This window comes from Pseudomonas sp. AC193 (assembly GCF_979258075.1).
This window is the reverse complement of sequence record NZ_OZ409832.1, coordinates 3670675-3690780: the sequence shown is the minus strand read 5'-3', so window position 1 is coordinate 3690780 and position 20106 is coordinate 3670675. Positions and strand designations below refer to the sequence as shown.

At 58.9% G+C, this 20106-nt stretch carries 19 protein-coding genes and 1 pseudogene; 14 read left to right on the top strand and 6 right to left on the bottom strand.

The genetic code is table 11. From position 1 onward, the window contains the following. Window positions 1–3: 3 nt before the first annotated feature. The 8 genes from ACZZ0D_RS16635 to ACZZ0D_RS16600 all read left to right on the top strand — a co-directional run bounded on the left by ACZZ0D_RS16635 (window position 4) and on the right by ACZZ0D_RS16600 (window position 8549). Window positions 4–633, top strand: coding sequence for an L-threonylcarbamoyladenylate synthase (locus ACZZ0D_RS16635; protein WP_038363745.1), 630 nt, complete (start codon window positions 4–6; stop codon window positions 631–633). Continuing rightward, window positions 634–1455: a segregation and condensation protein A gene (locus ACZZ0D_RS16630; protein WP_008088827.1), complete on the top strand. Its 822-nt coding sequence runs from the start codon at window positions 634–636 to the stop codon at window positions 1453–1455. Between the two features lie 11 nt (window positions 1456–1466). Next, window positions 1467–2447, top strand: coding sequence for an SMC-Scp complex subunit ScpB (gene scpB, locus ACZZ0D_RS16625; protein WP_463553806.1), 981 nt, complete (start codon window positions 1467–1469; stop codon window positions 2445–2447). A 103-nt stretch (window positions 2448–2550) separates the two neighbouring features. After that, window positions 2551–2742 carry a DUF1289 domain-containing protein gene (locus ACZZ0D_RS16620; protein ID WP_007919669.1) on the top strand — a complete coding sequence of 64 codons (192 nt, stop codon included), beginning with the start codon at window positions 2551–2553 and terminating at the stop codon, window positions 2740–2742. A 154-nt stretch (window positions 2743–2896) separates the two neighbouring features. Next, on the top strand, window positions 2897–4117 hold the full coding sequence (gene rluB / locus ACZZ0D_RS16615; RefSeq protein ID WP_463553805.1) for a 23S rRNA pseudouridine(2605) synthase RluB: 1221 nt from the start codon (window positions 2897–2899) through the stop codon (window positions 4115–4117). 917 nt (window positions 4118–5034) lie between these two features. After that, on the top strand, window positions 5035–6447 hold the full coding sequence (locus ACZZ0D_RS16610; protein ID WP_463553804.1) for an amino acid permease: 1413 nt from the start codon (window positions 5035–5037) through the stop codon (window positions 6445–6447). A 231-nt stretch (window positions 6448–6678) separates the two neighbouring features. Next, window positions 6679–7092, top strand: a complete 414-nt coding sequence (gene arfB, locus ACZZ0D_RS16605) for an alternative ribosome rescue aminoacyl-tRNA hydrolase ArfB (RefSeq protein ID WP_221732015.1) — start codon at window positions 6679–6681, stop codon at window positions 7090–7092. Between the two features lie 107 nt (window positions 7093–7199). Further along, entirely contained in the window at window positions 7200–8549 is a 1350-nt protein-coding gene (locus tag ACZZ0D_RS16600; protein ID WP_463553803.1) for an NHL repeat-containing protein, read from the top strand. Between the two features lie 66 nt (window positions 8550–8615). On the opposite strand, the gene ACZZ0D_RS16595 is transcribed toward ACZZ0D_RS16600, so the two are convergent. The 6 genes from ACZZ0D_RS16595 to phhA all read right to left on the bottom strand — a co-directional run bounded on the left by ACZZ0D_RS16595 (window position 8616) and on the right by phhA (window position 13069). Further along, entirely contained in the window at window positions 8616–9797 is a 1182-nt protein-coding gene (locus tag ACZZ0D_RS16595; protein ID WP_463554815.1) for an MFS transporter, read from the bottom strand. A gap of 115 nt (window positions 9798–9912) precedes the next feature. Further along, window positions 9913–10095, bottom strand: coding sequence for a hypothetical protein (locus tag ACZZ0D_RS16590; RefSeq protein WP_042704957.1), 183 nt, complete (start codon window positions 10093–10095; stop codon window positions 9913–9915). A 70-nt stretch (window positions 10096–10165) separates the two neighbouring features. Continuing rightward, window positions 10166–10297 carry a hypothetical protein gene (locus ACZZ0D_RS16585; RefSeq protein ID WP_008088845.1) on the bottom strand — a complete coding sequence of 44 codons (132 nt, stop codon included), beginning with the start codon at window positions 10295–10297 and terminating at the stop codon, window positions 10166–10168. Between the two features lie 361 nt (window positions 10298–10658). Further along, window positions 10659–11852, bottom strand: coding sequence for an amino acid aminotransferase (locus ACZZ0D_RS16580; RefSeq protein ID WP_463553802.1), 1194 nt, complete (start codon window positions 11850–11852; stop codon window positions 10659–10661). Next, on the bottom strand, window positions 11852–12208 hold the full coding sequence (locus ACZZ0D_RS16575) for a 4a-hydroxytetrahydrobiopterin dehydratase (RefSeq protein WP_016771115.1): 357 nt from the start codon (window positions 12206–12208) through the stop codon (window positions 11852–11854). The genes ACZZ0D_RS16580 and ACZZ0D_RS16575 overlap by 1 nt, the downstream gene beginning before the upstream one ends. A 69-nt stretch (window positions 12209–12277) precedes the next feature. After that, entirely contained in the window at window positions 12278–13069 is a 792-nt protein-coding gene (gene phhA, locus ACZZ0D_RS16570; RefSeq protein WP_053118286.1) for a phenylalanine 4-monooxygenase, read from the bottom strand. A gap of 374 nt (window positions 13070–13443) precedes the next feature. Here phhA and ACZZ0D_RS16565 point away from each other — a divergent pair, with 374 nt between their 5' ends. The 6 genes and pseudogenes from ACZZ0D_RS16565 (at window position 13444) to flgJ (ending at window position 20096) form a co-directional block, all read left to right on the top strand. After that, window positions 13444–15006, top strand: a complete 1563-nt coding sequence (locus ACZZ0D_RS16565; protein ID WP_463553801.1) for a sigma-54-dependent transcriptional regulator — start codon at window positions 13444–13446, stop codon at window positions 15004–15006. Between the two features lie 344 nt (window positions 15007–15350). Continuing rightward, a pseudogene (locus ACZZ0D_RS16560) lies at window positions 15351–16092 on the top strand (flagellar basal body rod protein FlgF). 45 nt (window positions 16093–16137) lie between these two features. Continuing rightward, window positions 16138–16923, top strand: a complete 786-nt coding sequence (gene flgG, locus ACZZ0D_RS16555) for a flagellar basal-body rod protein FlgG (RefSeq protein ID WP_053118298.1) — start codon at window positions 16138–16140, stop codon at window positions 16921–16923. A 51-nt stretch (window positions 16924–16974) separates the two neighbouring features. Then, the gene (gene flgH, locus ACZZ0D_RS16550) at window positions 16975–17670 is read left to right on the top strand and encodes a flagellar basal body L-ring protein FlgH (protein ID WP_053118299.1); all 696 of its coding nucleotides are present in this window, start codon (window positions 16975–16977) and stop codon (window positions 17668–17670) included. A 27-nt stretch (window positions 17671–17697) separates the two neighbouring features. Beyond that, complete coding sequence (locus tag ACZZ0D_RS16545) at window positions 17698–18786, top strand: flagellar basal body P-ring protein FlgI (protein ID WP_053118300.1); 1089 nt, start codon at window positions 17698–17700, stop codon at window positions 18784–18786. Between the two features lie 11 nt (window positions 18787–18797). After that, window positions 18798–20096: a flagellar assembly peptidoglycan hydrolase FlgJ gene (flgJ, locus tag ACZZ0D_RS16540; RefSeq protein WP_463553800.1), complete on the top strand. Its 1299-nt coding sequence runs from the start codon at window positions 18798–18800 to the stop codon at window positions 20094–20096. Window positions 20097–20106 lie beyond the last annotated feature (10 nt).

Below are 20106 nucleotides of genomic sequence, written 5' to 3'. Positions count from 1 at the left end.
AATGTGAGTCAATTTTTCCAGATTCATCCGGAAAACCCGCAAGCGCGCCTGATCAAACAGGCGGTCGAGATCATCCGCAAGGGCGGGGTAGTGGTGTATCCCACGGACTCTTCCTACGCGATCGGTTGCCAAATCGGCGACAAGACTGCCATCGAGCGCGTGCGACGCCTGCGTCAGCTCGATGAAAAGCACAACTTCGCGCTGATCTGCAGCGACCTGTCGCAACTGGGCAATTACGCCAAGATCGACACCGGCACCTTCCGCATTCTCAAGGCGCACCTGCCGGGGCCTTACACTTTTATTCTCAACGCCACCCGCGAAGTGCCGCGCCTGTTGCTGCACCCGAAGAAGCGCACCATCGGTCTGCGCGTGCCGAGCCATCCGATTGCGCTGGCGCTGCTGGCCGAACTGGGCGAGCCGTTGATGAGCGTGACCCTGATCATGCCCGGCGATGAAGACCCGCTCAGCGATCCGTACGAAATGCGTCAGTTGCTCGAACACCAGGTGGACTTGATCGTGGATGGCGGTTTCGGCGGCATCAAAGCCTCCACCGTGATCGACCTGACCGGTGACGACCCGGAAGTGGTGCGCGTCGGTTGCGGCGATCCGACGCCGTTCATGGTCGAGGCCTGAATGTCCGCAGTGGAAACCGTTGTCGATCCCCAGGCCGATGCTCAGCAGGAACTGCCGTTTGCCATGGTCTATGGCCAGGCGGTCATGGAAATGCCGCTCGACCTGTACATCCCGCCGGATGCGCTCGAGGTATTTCTTGAAGCCTTCGAAGGCCCGCTCGACCTGCTGCTGTACCTGATCCGCAAACAGAACATAAACATCCTCGACATCCCGGTGGCGGAAATCACCCGTCAGTACATGGGTTACGTCGAGTTGATGCAGTCAGTGCGCCTGGAACTCGCCGCCGAGTATCTGGTGATGGCCGCGATGCTCGCCGAGATCAAGTCGCGCATGCTGCTGCCGCGCGCCGAAACTGTCGAAGACGAAGAAGACGACCCGCGCGCCGAACTGATCCGCCGTTTGCAGGAATACGAGCGTTTCAAGGCTGCCGCCGAAGGCATCGACAACCTCAGCCGCGTCGGCCGCGACGTGGTCGTGCCTAAGCTCGATGCCCCGGAAGCCCGCGCGCGCAAGCTGTTGCCGGATGTAGCGCTGGAAGAAATTTTGATGTGCATGGCCGAAGTGCTACGCCGTGGCGATATGTTTGAAAGCCACCAGGTCAGTCGTGAAGCACTGTCCACCCGCGAACGCATGAGCGATGTGCTGGAACGCCTCAAGGGCGGCGGTTTTGTGCCGTTTGTCGAGCTGTTCACTGCCGAAGAGGGCAGGCTGGGTGTGGTGGTGACCTTTATGGCGATCCTTGAACTGGTCAAGGAATCCTTGGTCGAGCTGGTGCAGAATGAGCCGTTCGCCGCGATCCACGTGCGAGCCCGAGCCGAATAACGAGTCGAAACATGAACCTGACTGAACCCCGCGAGCTGGCACCCCTGCTTGAAGCCTTTCTGTTGGCCTCGGGAAAGCCGCAATCCCTTGAGCGTCTTTTTGAACTGTTCGAAGAGGGCGAACGGCCTGAGCCTGCAGTCTTCAAGAAAGCCCTGACCCTGCTCGGCAAGTCCTGCGAGGGCCGTGCGTTCGAGCTCAAGGAAGTCTCGTCCGGTTATCGCTTGCAGATCCGCGAGAAGTTTTCGCCGTGGGTTGGCCGCCTCTGGGAAGAGCGCCCGCAGCGTTATTCCCGAGCCTTGCTGGAAACCATCGCGCTGATCGCCTATCGCCAGCCAATCACCCGTGGCGAGATCGAAGACGTGCGCGGTGTGGCGGTGAACAGCAACATCGTCAAAACCTTGCTGGAGCGCGAGTGGATTCGCGTTGTCGGTTACCGCGACGTGCCGGGCAAACCGGCGATGTTTGCCACCACCAAGATGTTTCTCGATCACTTCAATCTGAAGAACCTCGAAGACCTGCCGCCACTGGCCGAGCTGCGCGAAATGGAAACCGATCCGGTGCTCGATTTCGACGATGCGCCGGTGCCGCAGAGTCTGCAGGAACTGGCCGACGCCAGTGCCGAGCCGGAGGAAGAGAAGGAAGAAACCAGTTTCCACACCTTGCTGCTGGAGCTGGACAGCATGGAGGAGGGCATCAAGACCGACTTCGACGATTTGCTGCGGGATGCGGCGGACGGTGAGGCGCCGACGTCCGAGCCTGAAGTCGAGGCTGAGCCTGAGCCTGAGCCCGTCATTGAAGTTGAACTTGAAGCTGAGCCAGAAGCCGAACCGGAAGAGGACATTCTTGGCGTCGCCGAAGCCCGCGAAAAGCTGTTGGCCGCCGTCGCCGCCCTCGAACAACCCGCGCCCGAACCCGAGCTGAGCGAAGAAGAAGCCGAAGCCCGCGCACTGGCCGAAGCCATCGAAGCCGAACGCCGCGAATTCGAAGACTGAGGGGCGCCGAAAAGATCGCAGCCTGCGGCAGCTCCTACAGGACCGCATTCCAATGTAGGAGCTGCCGCAGGCTGCGATCTTTTGATCTACCAAAGGTACCCAAATGAGTTCGACAAAAGACCCGTGCATCAGCCTCTGCAAATTCACCGACGACATCTGCCTCGGCTGCGGCCGCAGCAAGCGTGAAATCAAAGCCTGGAAGAAACTCGACAAGGACGACAAGCGCACCGTGCTCGCCGAAGCCGCGCTGCGCCTGATCAAACTCGGTGGCGCCGGTCGGCGGAAAAAGAAATAACTGCCGATCGATCAGCTAGTCTCTGATGCGCGACGGCGCACATCCGCGTATGATTCGCGACCCTTCGCCGATCCCTTCGGCCGAGAACCCAGATTTCAATGCTTCAGGCCCCCAATTCAGAGTGCCTGAACAGACCACACCGGGAGGTGCCCAGATGAGTATCAAAGATCAGCAAGACGACCAGCCAATCGGCCCAGCAGGCGAAAAACTGCAGAAAGTCCTCGCCCGTATCGGCGTCGGCTCGCGCCGTGACGTGGAATCCTGGATCAGCCAGGGCCGGATCAAGGTCAATGGCAAAGACGCCACCCTCGGTCTGCGTGTCGATCTGCACGACGCCATCACCATTGATGGCAAGGTGATCAAGCGCGAAGAAGCGGCCGAATCGGTACGCCGCGTGATCATGTACAACAAACCCGATGGCGAGATCTGCACCCGTGACGACCCGGAAGGCCGTCCGACCGTGTTCGACAAGCTGCCGCGTCCGAAAGAAGGGCGCTGGATCAACATCGGCCGTCTCGACATCAACACCACCGGTTTGCTGATGTTCACCACCGACGGTGAGCTGGCCAACCGCCTGATGCACCCGTCCTACGAGATGGACCGTGAGTACGCCGTGCGTGTACGCGGTGAAGTCGACGACGAGATGATCGAGCGACTGAAGGCTGGCGTGGTGCTGGAAGACGGCCCGGCCAAGTTCACCGACATCAAGCAGGCGCCGGGTGGCGAAGGCTTCAACCACTGGTACCACTGCGTGGTGATGGAAGGCCGTAACCGTGAGGTTCGTCGTCTGTGGGAATCCCAGGGTCTGGTGGTCAGCCGTCTGAAGCGCGTACGTTTCGGTCCGGTGTTCCTCAACTCCGACCTGCCGATGGGCCGCTGGCGCGAAATGAGCCAGTACGAAGTCGACATCCTCAGTGCTGAAGTCGGCCTGACGCCAGTGGCGATGCCGCAACTGAACGCCAAGAGCAAAGACAAGCTTGAGCGTATGCAGCGTAAATCGTCGCGTCCGATGGGCAAGACCGAGCGCGTACGTACCCTGCGTCCAGCCGCTGGCGCACCGACCGGCCCACGCCCAAGCCGTGAGCCGCAGATCGAAGGCGAGCGTCCAGTCCGCAAGCCGGTTGCCCGTGACGGCGAGCGCGCTCCGCGTCCGGCCAACGGTCGCACTGAACGTGGCGAGCGTGGCGCGCCTGCCGGTCGCGGTACGCCAGTGGCGGATCGTCCAGCAGACACCACCAACAAGCGTCCGGCTAAACCGACGTCGAAGCGTCCGGGGATCAAGCTGGTTGATGGCGACAAGCCGTCGGGCAAGCGCCGCGGTGCGCCGGCCGGTTCCGGTCAGCGTCCGGGGTTTGGTCGTCGCAAGCCTGAATAAGGCGGCTGTGAGCTTCTAGCGGCAAGCTTCAAGTTTCAAGCTCGAGCAAAAACGCCAACCGCAGGGTTGGCGTTTTTTTTTCGTCTGAAGAAAGGTGTTCGGTGTCTGATGGGCCTCTTCGCGAGCAAGCCCGCTCCCACATTTGGAATGCGATCCCTGTGGGAGCGGGCTTGCTCGCGAATGGGCCAGTGGTCTCAACAAATTAATTCCTGGCTAAAACACCGATGACCGTTAACCAGCAGACGTCCTACAGAAAATTCTGAAATGGAAACTCTACGTTACGACTCGTAAAGAAATGTTTACGAAAAATCCGCTAAATCCCCGTGAATGGCAGGTTCCCGTCTGGGTGTAAGGAAAAGCTTCCGAAGCCCAATGGGCCGAGCCCGACGCAAGGCTCTGGGCCGCTTGTTTCAGCGACGTTTGCAGGGTGAGATGCGCCCCATGCCTGCCGTGCAGGTGCATAACAACAAGGAGGCGCAATGAACGCCGTGACTGATTTCCACTTCTCTCCGTGGGACGGTTTTTTCCTCGTCCACGTCGATGGCCCGCAAAGGCCTGACTCCATTTTTGCAGCCGTTCGAGCCTCTCGAAACGGACACACGCAATCCCGGCAACCGACACGCTGATCCAGCGGGGTCTGGCAGCAGGGGGTTAGCGGTGTACAATGCGCCGCGTTTTAACTGTGACCCTCTGCGTAATCGCGCAAAACTCAAGGCTACCCGCCTTGTTCACTCCGTCGCGCCACAAGCGTTTCGGGTTCGATTTCGTCACAGATAAAAACAAACAGGTGACGCATGACCGTTGTAATTGAGCTGAACTCCTGGTGCCTGCGCTGGGGTTTGATCGGGGCTGCTTGAAATCGCAACCTTGCAGCAACGTCTACTGAACATCATCAAACCTTGCGTGAGACCTTTTTCATGAGTGGACAACCCTCGCAATCAGGCGAGCTGAAACGCGGCCTGAAAAATCGCCACATTCAACTGATCGCCCTCGGTGGCGCGATCGGTACCGGATTGTTCCTCGGCTCGGCCGGGGTACTGAAATCCGCCGGCCCGTCGATGATCCTCGGCTACGCCATCTGCGGCTTCATCGCCTTCATGATCATGCGCCAGTTGGGCGAGATGATTGTTGAAGAGCCGGTGGCCGGCTCCTTCAGCCATTTCGCGCACAAGTACTGGGGCGGCTTTGCCGGTTTCCTGTCGGGCTGGAACTGCTGGATTTTGTACATTCTGGTGGGCATGTCGGAGCTGACCGCGGTCGGCAAGTACATCCACTACTGGGCGCCGGACATTCCGACCTGGGCCTCTGCGGCAGCCTTCTTCGTGCTGATCAACGCGATCAACCTGGCCAACGTCAAAGTCTTCGGTGAAGCCGAATTCTGGTTCGCGATCATCAAGGTTGTGGCGATCGTCGGCATGATTGCGCTCGGCAGCTACCTGCTGGTCAGCGGCAACGGCGGCCCGCAAGCGTCGGTCGCCAACCTGTGGTCGCACGGCGGGTTCTTCCCCAACGGCGTCAGCGGACTGGTGATGGCCATGGCGATCATCATGTTCTCCTTCGGCGGTCTGGAAATGCTCGGTTTCACCGCAGCAGAAGCCGACAAGCCGAAAACCGTGATCCCGAAAGCGATCAATCAGGTCATCTACCGCATCCTGATTTTCTACATCGGCGCACTGGTCATCCTGCTGTCGCTGACCCCTTGGGACAGCCTGCTGGAAACCCTCAACGCGTCCGGCGATTCCTACAGCGGCAGCCCGTTCGTACAAGTGTTCTCGATGCTTGGCAGTAGCACCGCTGCGCACATTCTCAACTTCGTGGTACTGACCGCGGCGCTGTCGGTGTACAACAGCGGCACTTACTGCAACAGCCGCATGTTGCTGGGCATGGCCGAGCAGGGCGATGCGCCGAAAGGCCTGGCGAAGATCGACAAGCGTGGTGTGCCGGTACGTTCGATTCTGGCCTCGGCAGCGGTGACCGTGATCGCGGTGTTGCTCAACTACCTGATCCCGCACAGCGCGCTGGAACTGCTGATGTCGCTGGTGGTTGCGACGTTGGTGATCAACTGGGCGATGATCAGCTTCTCGCACTTCAAGTTCCGTCAGCACATGAACAAGACGCAGCAGACGCCGCTGTTCAAGGCGCTGTGGTACCCGTACGGCAACTATGTCTGCCTGGCGTTCGTGGTGTTCATCCTTGGCGTGATGCTGCTGATCCCGGGGATTCAGATCTCCGTATACGCGATTCCGGTGTGGGTCGTGTTCATGTGGGTTTGCTACGTGATCAAGAACAAGCGCAGCGCTCAAGCTGCGGTGCCTGCGACCGCGAAGTAATCGCGCGAGCAGAAACAACAAACCCGGCCACAGTGCCGGGTTTGTCATTTTCAGGATTCACACAAACCCCCTTGTGGGAGCGGGCTTGCTCGCGAATGCGGTGTGTCAGATAAAGAATTGTTGGCTGACAAACCGCATTCGCGAGCAAGCCCGCTCCCACAGTTTTGATCTCCAACAGGCTGGAGGTCTGAATCAAGGTATCCTGCACGCTCTGAATACGGACGCTTTTCCATGCTGGTGATTTCCAACAATGTGCATCTGCCGGATGCCGAGATCGAATTGACCGCCATCCGCGCGCAAGGCGCCGGTGGGCAGAACGTCAACAAGGTTTCCAGCGCCATGCACCTGCGCTTTGACATCCCGGCCTCGTCCTTGCCCGATTTCTACAAGGAACGGCTGCTGGCGCTGCGCGACAGTCGCATCACCAGCGATGGCGTGTTGATCATCAAAGCGCAGCAATATCGTACGCAGGAGGCCAACCGCGCCGATGCGCTGGAACGGCTGGTCGAACTGATCCTCAGCGCCACCAAAGTCGAAAAGAAACGTCGCCCGACCAAACCGACCCTCGGCTCAAAGAAGCGTCGACTGGAATCGAAAACCAAGCGCGGCAGCATTAAGGCTGGGCGTGGCAAGGTGGATTTTTAAGTAAACGCGCGGATATCAATTCGGGGATTGGTGGGTTCAGGATGCTTTTTATATCGAAATGATCTCGCTGCCTGTCAGATCTGACAGGTGCGGGGATTCTGCAACTGATGTCTGATTATTTCTCCTTCATCGAGAGAAATCCGGACATGGAAAGTTCTAATTCAACTGAACAAGTAAAGGTTACTCGCGGCAGCTTAGATTATTCCTTCGGGGTTGGGGGGAGAGCCTATCTGTACGATGCAGATACTCGGGCGCGTATTCAACCTCGCGCGATTGTCGTTTTGGCAGACGAGCGGATTCTTTGTGCGAGTTGTTCCTATCTGACCCAATCAACTTATTTGACAATGTTTACCAAAAGGGGGGAGCTGGACACGAGCTTCGGCAAGGCGGGTACCGTGAAATTCAAATTGTCAGATCTACTTCCAGTACGTTTGTTGGCGCAACCCTATAGTGTAAAGTTTGATCCGGTTTCTCAAAAAATAATCGTTGGTTTTTATACGAGTGATCTAAGTTACAGTCAGCAAGTCGGGTTGGTACAATTTGAAGCGAATGGCACGCTGGATAAGCACTACGGAACTGATGGTGCCATGATCTGGAGTTCTCAAGCTAAAGATGATGATCCAGCGACATCGGTTTCAACCGAAATCGTTGAAGAGGAACAGGCCCCTCTTCACCATGGCGCAATGGTTCTCCTGAAAGACGGCGGGGTCATGATCCTGGCGACGCTCTATCATCAAAACAGAGGATTGACTCACTTGGTTAAGGTGGGAGCCAACGGCGCTCTGGACCAAACGTTTGTTGGAACAGGGTACAAGCTAATCAATCGAAACAATCGCCTTATCCATGGGGAAGATCTTATTCTTCAGGATGATGCTTATTTGGTTATTGCTACCACGCAGTTGACAGGTACGGGCGGTTGGTTTGTTGCGAGGTTTAAAGGGGATGGCAGTCTCGATACCAATTTTTCGGTAGGAGGCTACCATGATAAAGAACCCAGGGTTAAAAAGTCAGTGTTGTACCGTGCGGATCAGTCAAAGGTGTATGTTGTTGGTACCTCTGCCAATGCTGCCTCGCAACATATTTTTTTATCGACTCAGCGACTCGAAGCTGACGGCACCGAAGACCCCCATTACGGCGAGAATGGTTGGGGGGACGCACTAAGCAATGATTGGTTTAAGGACACTATCGTAAATAAGAGCGCGCTTTACAATCCGGGATCTACATTGGTGATGGCCGGTGTTCAAGTCAGGGAAACTTTGGAAGAGAGTCGATTATTCATTGCCAGTATCGAGCAAGATATGGGTTGGGACTTCGGGTTTGGCACCGATGGGAGATTTTTCCTGCTCGGCGAAACAGCTGTTCTTGATCTTGTGATCCAGTCGGATCGAAAGATTCTCTTCATTTCCGGTTACAACAGCTTGGCCAATAGTGCATCTATCGTTCGATTACATGGCTAGGAGGCGGCAGGTACGGTAATTGTTGGCCGTTCTGCTATCTGAGCCGAACGGCCAATTGCATCACGCTCAATGATGCTTGGGAGAGTGACGATATAAGTACGCGCTCAGAATCAACCCGCTCAACGCCGCAATGGCCGCAAAAAGAAAGATCGAGGCAAACCCGAATCCCGCCGCAATCGCGCCGGCCAATGGCCCGGTGATCCCCAGCGATAAATCGATGAACAGCGAATAAGCCCCGACCGCCGCGCCACGGCTGGACGCCGGCACCAGATTTACTGCCTCTACGCCCAACGCCGGGAATACCAGCGAGAAGCCGAAACCGCTCAACGCTGCACCGGCCAATGCCCAGTGTGCGTCCGGGGCGAGCCACAACAACAGCAAGCCCAGCGTTTCCACCGACAGGCAGGCAATTGCCACGCGGAAGCCGCCGAGGCGGTTGATCAAGTTGCCGAACAACAGCCGCGCACCGATGAAGCTGGCGCCGAACAGGCTCAGGCACAGCACGGCGTTTTCCCAGTGCTGAGTCGCGTAGTACAAGGTGATGAAGGTGGCGATGGTGCCGAAGCCGATCGAGCCCAGCGCCAGGCCGCAGCCGTGGGGAAATACTTTACCGAGCACATGCATGAACGGCAGGCGTTCGCCGGCGACAATCGGTGCGGCGGTTTTCGGCCATGCCAGCGCCAGACCGAGAATGGCCAGCAAGATGATGCTGACGCCCATGCTCCACAACCCCAACTCGCCGACCAGCCACACGCCGAACGGTGCGCCGATCGCCAGTGCGCCATAACTGGCGATGCCGTTCCAGGAAATAACCTTGGCGGTGTTGGCCGCACCCACGCGGCCGATGCCCCAGCCAATCGAACCGGAACCGACCAGGCTTTCAGCGCTGCCCAGCACCAGTCGGCCAATCAACAGACTGATCAAACTGAGCATCGGCATGTTCGGTGTCCACGCCGAAATCAGCATGAACACGCCGCTCAAGCCGCAACCGGCCAAGCCAATCATCACCGCTCGTTTGCTGCCCTTGTTGTCGATGATCTTGCCCGCGTACGGACGGCTGAGCAGGGTGGCGAGGTATTGCACGCTGATTACCAGCCCAGCGATTACTGCGCCGAAACCCAGGTCGCTGTGGACGTAACCCGGCAGCACCGCCAACGGAATGCCGATGTTGAGGTAACCGATAAAGGTGAACAGGACGATGGAAACGACTTGCAGCGTAACCGCCAGGGGGCGCTGGGGCTCGGACATAGAGGACGACATGGGTAAAGATCCACGGGAGCGGCAGATTAGATAGGCTGCTTATGATACCGGCGTGGAGGAATCTGGGGCGGGGAAAAGTAAAACTATTTGCCGGATGGCAGATTCACGGCTTGGCCGGCGCAACCAGTTGCGTGGTGACGAGTGCGGCAAGGGCGTTTTCTTCAGTGCCGAAACGGGCGAGGAGGGCGGCCTGTTTCTCGGGGGAGAGACGGTTCCAGATCTCGATCATTTTCTCGGTGGCGCCGATCAGTACGGCAGCTTGGCTTTCGGAGAATTCGTCGGTCATGGCGGGCTCAGGGTTCAGGCAGTGTGGAAAGCGCATGTTAGCGCTTTCCACACGGTCTGTACGACGGGTCTTACTCTTCGTTGTCGGCCGGACGGCTCTCAACGGCTTCTTTCGGCTCGGGCTGTTGGGCGCCGGCTTGTTGCGTGGTCGTCTGCTCAGGTACGTGCAGGCTTGGGAAGGGGAGATTAGGAATCTCGTGCATGGTTGCGCTCCTCGCTAAGTCTGTTGATAGATCTGGTAGATCCGCGCTTTTACAAAGCCTGCGCAGGATACAGCAGGAAAAATGACAATCAGACTTTTAATTCAAAATAATGCGACAGATGGCCGCAGGGGAGGGCGCGGACTGTGGTGATTGATCGTTCCCACGCTCTGCGTGGGAACGCCTCAGTGGACGCTCTGCGTCCGCTGTTGGGACGCAGAGCGTCCTGGGCTGCATTCCCACGCGGAGCGTGGGAACGAGCAAATGTAGGAGCTGCCGAAGGCTGCGATCTTTTGATCTTTGTTTTTAAAATCAAGATCAAAAGATCGCAGCCTGCGGCAGCTCCTACAGGGGGATTGCGGTGTTATTTGCAGACGCTGGCGATCGCTTCGGCCAGCAGCGCGAGGCGGGTGGCGTCGATGCCGGCGACGTTCGCGCGGCCTGAGCTGACCATGTACACGCTGTGCTGCTCGCGCAGTTGTTTCACTTGCTCCGGCGACAAGCCAGTGTAAGAAAACATGCCGCGCTGCACGCCAATGTGCGCAAAACGCTCGCGCAAACCGTGAGGCTCCAGCGCTTCAACCAGACCGCTGCGCAATTGCGCAATACGCAATCGCATGGCTTCCACTTCATCAGCCCAGCGCGCTTTCAGCTCTGGATCAGCGAGGATCGTCGCAACAACAGCAGCACCGTGATCCGGCGGTGTCGACCACAAGTTACGGGCGATGTTGGCCAATTGACTACGGATGTCGATGAGCTTGTCAGCGCTTTTCGCGCAGACAATCAGCGCACCGGTGCGATCGCGATACAAGCCGAAATTCTTCGAGCAAGAACTGGTGATCAACAACTCGGGGATCTCGGCCGCGAACAACCGTGTCGACCACGCATCCTGTTCCAGTCCGTCGCCAAAACCCTGGTAGGCAAAGTCGATCAGCGGCAGCAGATTGCGGCTGCGCACCACGTCGAGCACACGCTGCCAGTCGTCGTGGTTCAAGTCGAAACCGGTCGGGTTGTGGCAGCACGCGTGCAGCAGCACCACATCACCTTTCGGCACTTCATTGAGCACGGCGAGCATGGCGTCGACGTCGAGGCGGTTGTCGCTGCCCACGTATGGGTAGTGACTGACCTTGACCCCGGCCGCAGCGAAAATGGTTTCGTGAATCGGCCAGGTCGGGTTGCTCAACCATACCCCTTTGCCTGGCAGGCACTGGGCGATGAAGTCAGCGGCCAGACGCAGCGCACCAGTACCGCCCGGCGTCTGGGTGGCGCCGGCACGTTGTTCGGCGATCAGTTTCGAGTCAGCGCCAAGCACCAACTCGTTGATGACTTTGCCGAACAGCGGGTTGCCGTGGCCACCGATGTAGGTCTTGGTGTCCTGGCTTTCGACCAGTCGCGCTTCGGCGATTTTCACCGCTTCCGGGATCGGCGTCAGGCCTTGGGCATCCTTGTAGACGCCAACGCCCAAGTCGAATTTGCGCGGGTTGGAGTCCTGCGCATACGCCTCCATCAAGCCGAGGATCGGGTCGCCGGGTACCCGGCCGATGGCGTCGAAGTGCATTACTTGCGTCCTTCTGCAGTCTTGGCCACTTCGTCAGTGCGCGCGGCCATGATGAAGTCGTTGCGGTGCAGGCCTTTGATCGAGTGGCTCCACCAGGTCACGGTGACTTTGCCCCACTCGGTCAGCAGACCCGGGTGGTGACCTTCGGCCTCGGAGATCTCGCCAACAGCGTTGGTGAAGGCCAGCGCGTGCTTGAAGTTCTTGAACAGGAAAACTTTTTCCAGCTGCATGATGCCGTCGCGAACTTCGATGTTCCAGTCAGGGATCTGCTTGATCAGGATCGGCAGTTCTTCGTCGCTGACTTGTGGTGCATCGGCGCGGCAGGCTTCGCAGTGGGCTTGGTTCAATGTGGACATGGTCGGTTCCTGAATTCGATTCTTGTTGGAAATTACTATCTTTGCACGCAAGTCGCGAGCGGGTTCTGCTCAGGCCGCTTTCGGCTTTGGCGGAAATTTTGGCGCGTGCAGACCCAGCTGCATGCCTTGTTTGACCATGGCCATGATGTCTTCATGGGCCACGTCGAACAGGCGCTTGAGGTTCGGCAGGACGAAGTACAGCGGTTGCAGGATGTCGATGCGATACGGCGTGCGCATCGCTTCGAGCGGGTCGAAGACTTGATGCTCAGGCTCGTCCGACAGCGAATAAACGGTTTCTTTGGGCGAAGACAGAATGCCGCCGCCGTAGATGCGTTTGCCTTGCGGGGTGTCGACCAGGCCGAACTCGATGGTCATCCAGTACAGACGCGCCAGGTACACGCGTTCTTCCTTGGTCGCTTGCAGGCCGAGTTTGCCGTAGGTGTGGGTGAATTCGGCGAAATACGGGTTGGTCAGCAGCGGGCAGTGGCCAAAAATCTCGTGGAAAATGTCCGGCTCTTGCAGGTAGTCCAGCTCTTCACGAGTACGGATAAAGGTCGCGACGGGAAACTGCTTGCTGGCGAGCAATTCAAAGAAGGTCTGGAAAGGAATCAGTGCCGGCACGCGGGCGACCTGCCAACCGGTGGTCTCGCCGAGCACCTTGTTGATCTCGCCGAGTTGCGGAATGCGGTCGTGGGGCAGACCGAGTTTCTCGATACCGTCCAGATACTCCTGGCAGGCACGCCCTTCGATCACTTTCAACTGGCGAGTGATCAGCGTGTTCCACACCGCGTGTTCTTCGGCGGGGTAGTCGATAAAACCTTGCGCATCGGGCTCGCGGGCCACGTATTGCGTCTGCTTCATACTGCTCTCCTGCTAGGGGAATTCGTTCTTGTTATGTCCAGCGATGGACTCAGAATTACCTGAGAGTGGAGTGGTGTGCAGTAGGTTGGATCGCGACCGCGTAGGAAATTTCCGTGGATTTCGTAAAGTTATCGTTACGGTTTAGGCGTTATCGCGCATTTGCGGCGATTCGCCGGTTTGAAAAGGTCGGTAACTGTCACATAATCTTGACAACTGTTTGCGCGCCACCAAAGAAAACTGGCGGCGCTGTCCCCTGTAGGAGTGAGCCTGCTCGCGATTGCGATGAATCAGTCGCCATCACTATCAACTGACCGACCGCCATCGCGAGCAGGCTCACTCCTACAGGTTTCTCATCGTTTATTCGGGTCTTTTATATGCGTATCAAAGTCCACTGCCAGAACCGCATCGGCATTCTGCGCGACATCCTCAACCTGCTCGTGGCCTACGGGATCAACGTCGCGCGGGGCGAGGTCGGTGGTGAGCATGGCAACGCGATCTACTTGCACTGCCCGAACCTGATCAACATCCAGTTCCAGGCCCTGCGCCCGAAATTCGAGGCGATTGCCGGGGTGTTCGGCGTCAAGCGCGTCGGGCTGATGCCAAGCGAACGGCGGCACATGGAATTGAACGCGTTGCTCGGCGCGCTGGAGTTTCCAGTGCTGTCGATCGACATGGGCGGCTCGATCGTCGCGGCCAACCGCGCGGCGGCGCAGTTGCTCGGTGTGCGCGTCGATGAAGTACCGGGGATTCCGTTGTCTCGCTACGCCGAAGACTTCGATTTGCCGGAACTGGTGCGCGCCAACAAATCGCGAATCAACGGCATGCGCGTGAAGGTCAAGGGCGACGTGTTTCTCGCCGACATCGCGCCGCTGCAATCGGAACACGACGACAGCGAAGCCATGGCTGGCGCGGTACTCACGTTGCACCGCGCCGACCGTGTCGGCGAGCGTATCTACAACGTACGCAAACAAGAACTGCGTGGCTTCGACAGCATTTTCCAGAGCTCTAAAGTCATGGCCGCCGTGGTACGCGAAGCACGCCGAATGGCACCGCTCGACGCACCGCTATTGATTGAGGGCGAAACCGGCACGGGTAAAGAGTTGCTGGCGCGCGCCTGTCACCTCGCCAGTCCGCGCGGGCAATCGCCGCTGATGGCGCTTAACTGCGCCGGACTGCCGGAGTCGATGGCCGAGACCGAGCTGTTCGGTTATGGCCCCGGCGCGTTCGAGGGCGCTCGCGCCGAAGGCAAACTCGGCCTGCTGGAATTGACGGCGGGCGGCACGCTGTTTCTTGATGGCGTCGGTGAAATGAGCCCACGCTTGCAGGTGAAATTGCTGCGCTTTTTGCAGGACGGTTGCTTCCGCAGGGTCGGCAGTGATGAAGAGGTCTATCTGGATGTGCGAGTGATCTGCGCGACGCAGGTCGACCTGTCTGAATTGTGCGCGCGCGGCGAATTTCGTCAGGATTTGTATCACCGCTTGAACGTGCTCTCGCTGCACATTCCACCACTGCGCGAATGCCTCGATGGGTTGACGCCGCTGGTTGAACACTTCCTCGATCAGGCCAGTCGGCAGATCGGTTGCCCGTTGCCGAAACTCGCACCGGCGGCGATGGATCGACTCAGTCATTACCACTGGCCGGGCAATGTGCGGCAGTTGGAGAACGTGCTGTTTCAGGCGGTTTCGTTGTGTGACGGCGGCACGGTCAAGGCTGAACATATTCGCCTGCCGGATTACGGCGTGCGTCAGCCGCTTGGCGATTTTTCGCTGGAGGGCGGGCTGGACGAGATTGTTGGGCGCTTTGAAAAGGCCGTGCTCGAGCGGCTGTATTCAGAGCACCCGAGCAGTCGGCAGTTGGGTAAGCGGCTTGGGGTTTCGCACACGACGATTGCCAACAAATTGCGCGAATACGAAGTCGGCAAAGACTCGGGCAGTTAAGTCGAGCTTTTGTGGCGAGGGGATTTATCCCCGATCGGCTGCGCAGCAGTCGCAAAACCTGCAAATGAGGTCGTCCTGAAGGAAAAGCGGGGCGGCTTCGCCACCCATCGGGGATAAATCCCCTCGCCACAGGGTTATTCATTCAGCCCGAGATCGGGATTGCCGCCAAGCGGCATAACACCGCCGGTTTTTCGACTTCGATACATTTCCCCAATCCTCTAAATCTCCCCCAAGTCCTTTGTTTACCGGGCCGCGCGCCGCCAGAAAAAAGTTGGTCTGCAAATTGCTTATGGCTCAGCAGTACAGCAGTGGGCGGCAAACGTCCGGCATGCAGAGGAAAGAGTGTGGACAAGTACCTTTATGTGGCAATGACCGGTGCCAGCCAGAACGCGCTGGCGCAAAAGGCGCATGCCAACAACCTGGCGAACATCTCCACCAACGGTTTTCAGAAGTGACCTGGAACAGGCCCGTTCGATGCCGGTGTTTGGTGACAGCTTTCCGGCGCGTGCGTTTGCCATGAGCGAACGGCCGGCCACTGACTTCTCGCCGGGCTCGCTGGTCGAGACCGGTCGCGACCTCGACGTCGCCGTGACCGGCAACGGTTTCATCGCCGTGCAGAACCCTAACGGCGGCGAAAGCTACGTGCGCACCGGCAGCCTCAATATCGACGCCCTCGGCGTATTGCGTGCCGGCAACGGCATGGCGGTGATGGGCAATGGCGGGCCGATTGCCGTGCCGCCCGAGCAGCAAGTCGAGGTCGGTGAAGACGGCACCATCAGTATTCGTGCGATGGGCGAAGGCCCGCGCGTCATGGCGGAAGTCGACCGGATCAAACTGGTCAACCCGGACATCAAGAACATGAACAAGGGCCTCGACGGCTCGATTTACACCAAGGACGGCCAGCCTGCGCCGGCCGATGCCAACGTCAAACTGGTCTCGGGTTTCCTTGAGTCGAGCAACGTCAACGCCGTCGAAGAGATGACCTCGGTGCTGGCCCTGGCCAAGCAGTTCGAGTTGCACGTCAAGATGATGAACACCGCCAAAGACGACGACCAGGCCATGGCTCGGGTCTTGCAGATCAGCTAATTATCAGAACGTCGCGCCGTAAAACAGGCGCACGAGGAGAATTGAATGCTTCCGGCTCTATGGGTTGCCAAAACCGGTCTGTCCGCCCAGGACACCAACCTGACCACCATCTCCAACAACCTGGCGAACGTGTCGACCACGGGTTTCAAACGTGACCGCGCCGAGTTCCAGGACTTGCTCTATCAGATCAAGCGTCAGCCAGGCGCCCAGTCGACTCAGGACAGCGAACTGCCGTCGGGTCTGCAATTGGGTACCGGTGTGCGCATCGTCGGCACGCAGAAAAACTTCACCGCCGGCAGCCTGCAAACCACCGAGCAGCCGCTGGACATGGCCATCGACGGCCGCGGTTTCTTCCAGATTCTGCAGCCGGACGGCACCACGTCCTACACCCGTGACGGCACCTTCCATCTCGACTCCAATGGCCAGATCGTCAACGCCAGCGGTTTCGCTCTGGAACCAGCCATCGTTATCCCGAACAACGCACAGAGCTTCACCGTCGGCGTTGACGGTACCGTGTCGATCACCGTTCCGGGTAACCCGGCCGCTCAGGTGATCGGCAACCTGCAAACCGCCGACTTCATCAACCCGGCCGGTCTGCAAGCGGTGGGCAACAACCTGTTCCTGGAAACCGCTGCTTCCGGCGCGCCGCAAATCGGCACTCCGGGCCTCAACGGTTTCGGCACCACGCTGCAGAACACACTGGAAGGTTCCAACGTCAGCACCGTTGAAGAGATGGTCAACATGATCACCACTCAGCGCGCTTACGAGATGAACTCCAAGGTGATCTCCACCGCCGACCAGATGCTCTCGTTCGTAACGCAGAATCTGTAATCAGTCTATGAGGCCGCCATGAGGCTGCCTGCAACACCGTGAGGTAGGGTCATGAAACGCTTCGTATCTGTTTTGGCATTGGGTGGGGTCGTCTCGCTCGCGGGCTGTGTCGCACCGACGCCCAAGCCCAATGACCCTTATTACGCTCCGGTGTTGCCGCGTACGCCGTTGCCGGCGGCGGCCAACAATGGCTCGATCTATCAGGCCGGTTTCGAACAGAACCTGTACAGCGACCGCAAGGCGTTCCGGGTCGGTGACATCATCACCATCACCCTCAACGAGAAAACCCAGGCGAGCAAAAACGCCAACTCGCAAGTGGCCAAGAACAGCAAGACCGGCATCGGCTTGACCTCGCTGTTCGGCGGTAGCGGCGTGACCAACAACCCGTTGGGCGGTAACGATTTGAGTCTGGACGTTGGCTACAGCGGCGACCGCGCGACCAAGGGCGACAGCAAGGCTGCGCAGGGCAACACCCTGACTGGCTCCGTCACCGTGACCGTGGCGGACGTGCTGCCCAACGGCATCATCGCCGTGCGCGGCGAGAAGTGGATGACGCTGAACACCGGCGATGAGCTGGTGCGCATTGCCGGTCTGGTGCGTGCTGATGACATCGCCACCGACAACACCGTGTCGTCGACTCGCGTCGCCGATGCACGCATCACCTACTCGGGCACAGGCTCATTTGCCGATGCGAGTCAGCCAGGCTGGTTCGACCGTTTCTTCCTCAGCCCGCTGTTCCCTTTCTAGGTGGCTACGTTGAATCTGAAAAGCCTTATGGTGGCCGCGCTGTTGATGTCTGCGGCTTTCACTGCACACGCCGAACGGTTGAAAGACATCGCCAGTATTTCTGGCGTGCGTTCCAACCAGTTGATCGGCTACGGCCTGGTGGTCGGGCTTAACGGCACCGGTGACCAGACGACGCAGACCCCGTTCACCCTGCAGACCTTCAACAACATGCTCTCGCAGTTCGGCATCAAAGTGCCGCCGGGCTCGGGCAACGTGCAATTGAAGAACGTCGCGGCGGTGTCGGTGAGTGCCGATCTGCCGGCGTTCGCCAAACCGGGTCAGCAGGTCGATATCACCGTGTCCTCAATCGGTAACTCCAAGAGCCTGCGCGGCGGCACACTGTTGCTGACCCCGCTCAAGGGTATCGACGGCAACGTTTACGCCATCGCTCAGGGCAACCTGGTCGTCGGCGGTTTTGATGCGGAAGGTCGTGACGGTTCGAAGATCACCGTCAACGTTCCGTCGGCCGGTCGCATCCCCGGCGGTGCGTCGGTTGAGCGTTCGGTACCGAGTGGTTTCAACCAAGGCAACAGCCTGACCTTGAACCTCAACCGTTCCGACTTCACCACCGCCAAACGCATCGTCGACAAGATCAACGACATGCTCGGCCCTGGCGTGGCGCAAGCCATCGACGGCGGCTCGGTACGCGTCACTGCACCGCTCGATCCGAGCCAGCGCGTCGACTACCTGTCGATCCTCGAAAACCTTGAAGTTGATCCCGGTCAGGCGGTGGCGAAAGTCATCATCAATTCGCGCACCGGCACCATCGTCATCGGCCAGAACGTCAAAGTTTCGCCAGCCGCCGTGACCCACGGCAGCCTGACCGTGACCATCACCGAAGACCCGATCGTCAGCCAGCCAGGCCCGTTGTCCAACGGTCAGACCGCTGTGGTGCCACGCTCGCGGGTGAATGCCGAGCAGGAAGCCAAACCGATGTTCAAATTCGGCCCGGGCACCACCCTCGACGAGATCGTGCGTGCGGTGAACCAGGTCGGCGCGGCGCCGGGTGACTTGATGGCGATCCTCGAAGCACTGAAGCAGGCCGGCGCGTTGCAAGCCGACCTGATCGTGATCTGAGGCCGACCATCATGGATATGCGCAAAGGCAGTCTGGTCAGCAACGCCGATTCGGGGTCCTACTCCGACCTTAATCGTCTGAATCAGCTCAAGGTTGGCGACAAGGACAGCGACGGCAACATGCGCAAAGTCGCGCAGGAATTCGAGTCGTTGTTCATCGGCGAAATGCTCAAGTCGATGCGTTCGGCCACCGACACCCTCGGTCAGGACAATCCGCTGAACACCCCGGCGGCCAAGCAATATCAGGAAATGTCCGACCAGCAACTGGCGGTGTCCATGTCCCGCGAGGGCGGTGGTATCGGCCTGGCAGACGTGCTGCTGCGTCAGATGCAGAAGAACAAACCGATGGCGCCGGGTGAGGCTGCGGTCGCGTCCGCCGCCAAGCAGGAAGAAGCCCGGGCGAAAGCCGCTGGCGTGGTCACGCCGATTGCGGCGGGCACCACGGCGATCAACGGCCCGTTGTCGCGGGTCAATGGCGAGCGTCCGTTGTGGGCATCGCGTTCCGGGCGTGTGTCGAGCACTGATACGTCGCACAGCAATGACATGGCGATGATCAACAAGCGTCGTCTGTCGTTGCCGCCGAAGCTGACCGATCGTTTGCTCGCCGGTTTGGTGCCGTCGGCCACGACCGCGACCACCGCATCCAATGCGCTGCCGCAAGCGACCGCGCCCGCCGCCATTACCGGTTCCGGCCCGCTGTACAACGGCGACTGGCTGGCCCGTGCCGAGAACGAAAAAGCCTCCGGCGGGCAGATGCAGGTCTACGGCCGCGCGATGGCGCAGATTCCGCTGGCACCGGCGAAAAAAGCCTTCAGCTCCGCTGATGAATTCGTCAACACCATGCTGCCGATGGCCAAGGAAGCTGCCGACCGTATCGGCGTCGATCCGCGTTATCTGGTGGCGCAAGCGGCACTGGAAACCGGTTGGGGCAAATCGGTCATGCGCGCTCAGGATGGCAGCAGCAGCCACAACCTGTTTGGCATCAAGGCGAGCAGCAACTGGCAGGGCGATTCAGCCCGCGCCATCACCAGCGAGTTCCGCAATGGCGCGATGGTCAAGGAGACGGCCGAGTTCCGTTCCTACGCCTCGTACAAGGACAGCTTCCACGATCTGGTGACTTTGCTGCAGAGCAATAATCGCTATCAAGATGTGCTGAAGTCGGCCGATAACCCAGAACAGTTTGTACGCGAGTTGCAGAAGGCCGGTTACGCCACCGACCCGAACTACGCGACAAAGATTTCGCAAATTGCCAAGCAGATGAACAATCTTCAAAACTACGCTGCGGCGGGTGTATCCACCACGCCTTTATAAGGCACAAGGT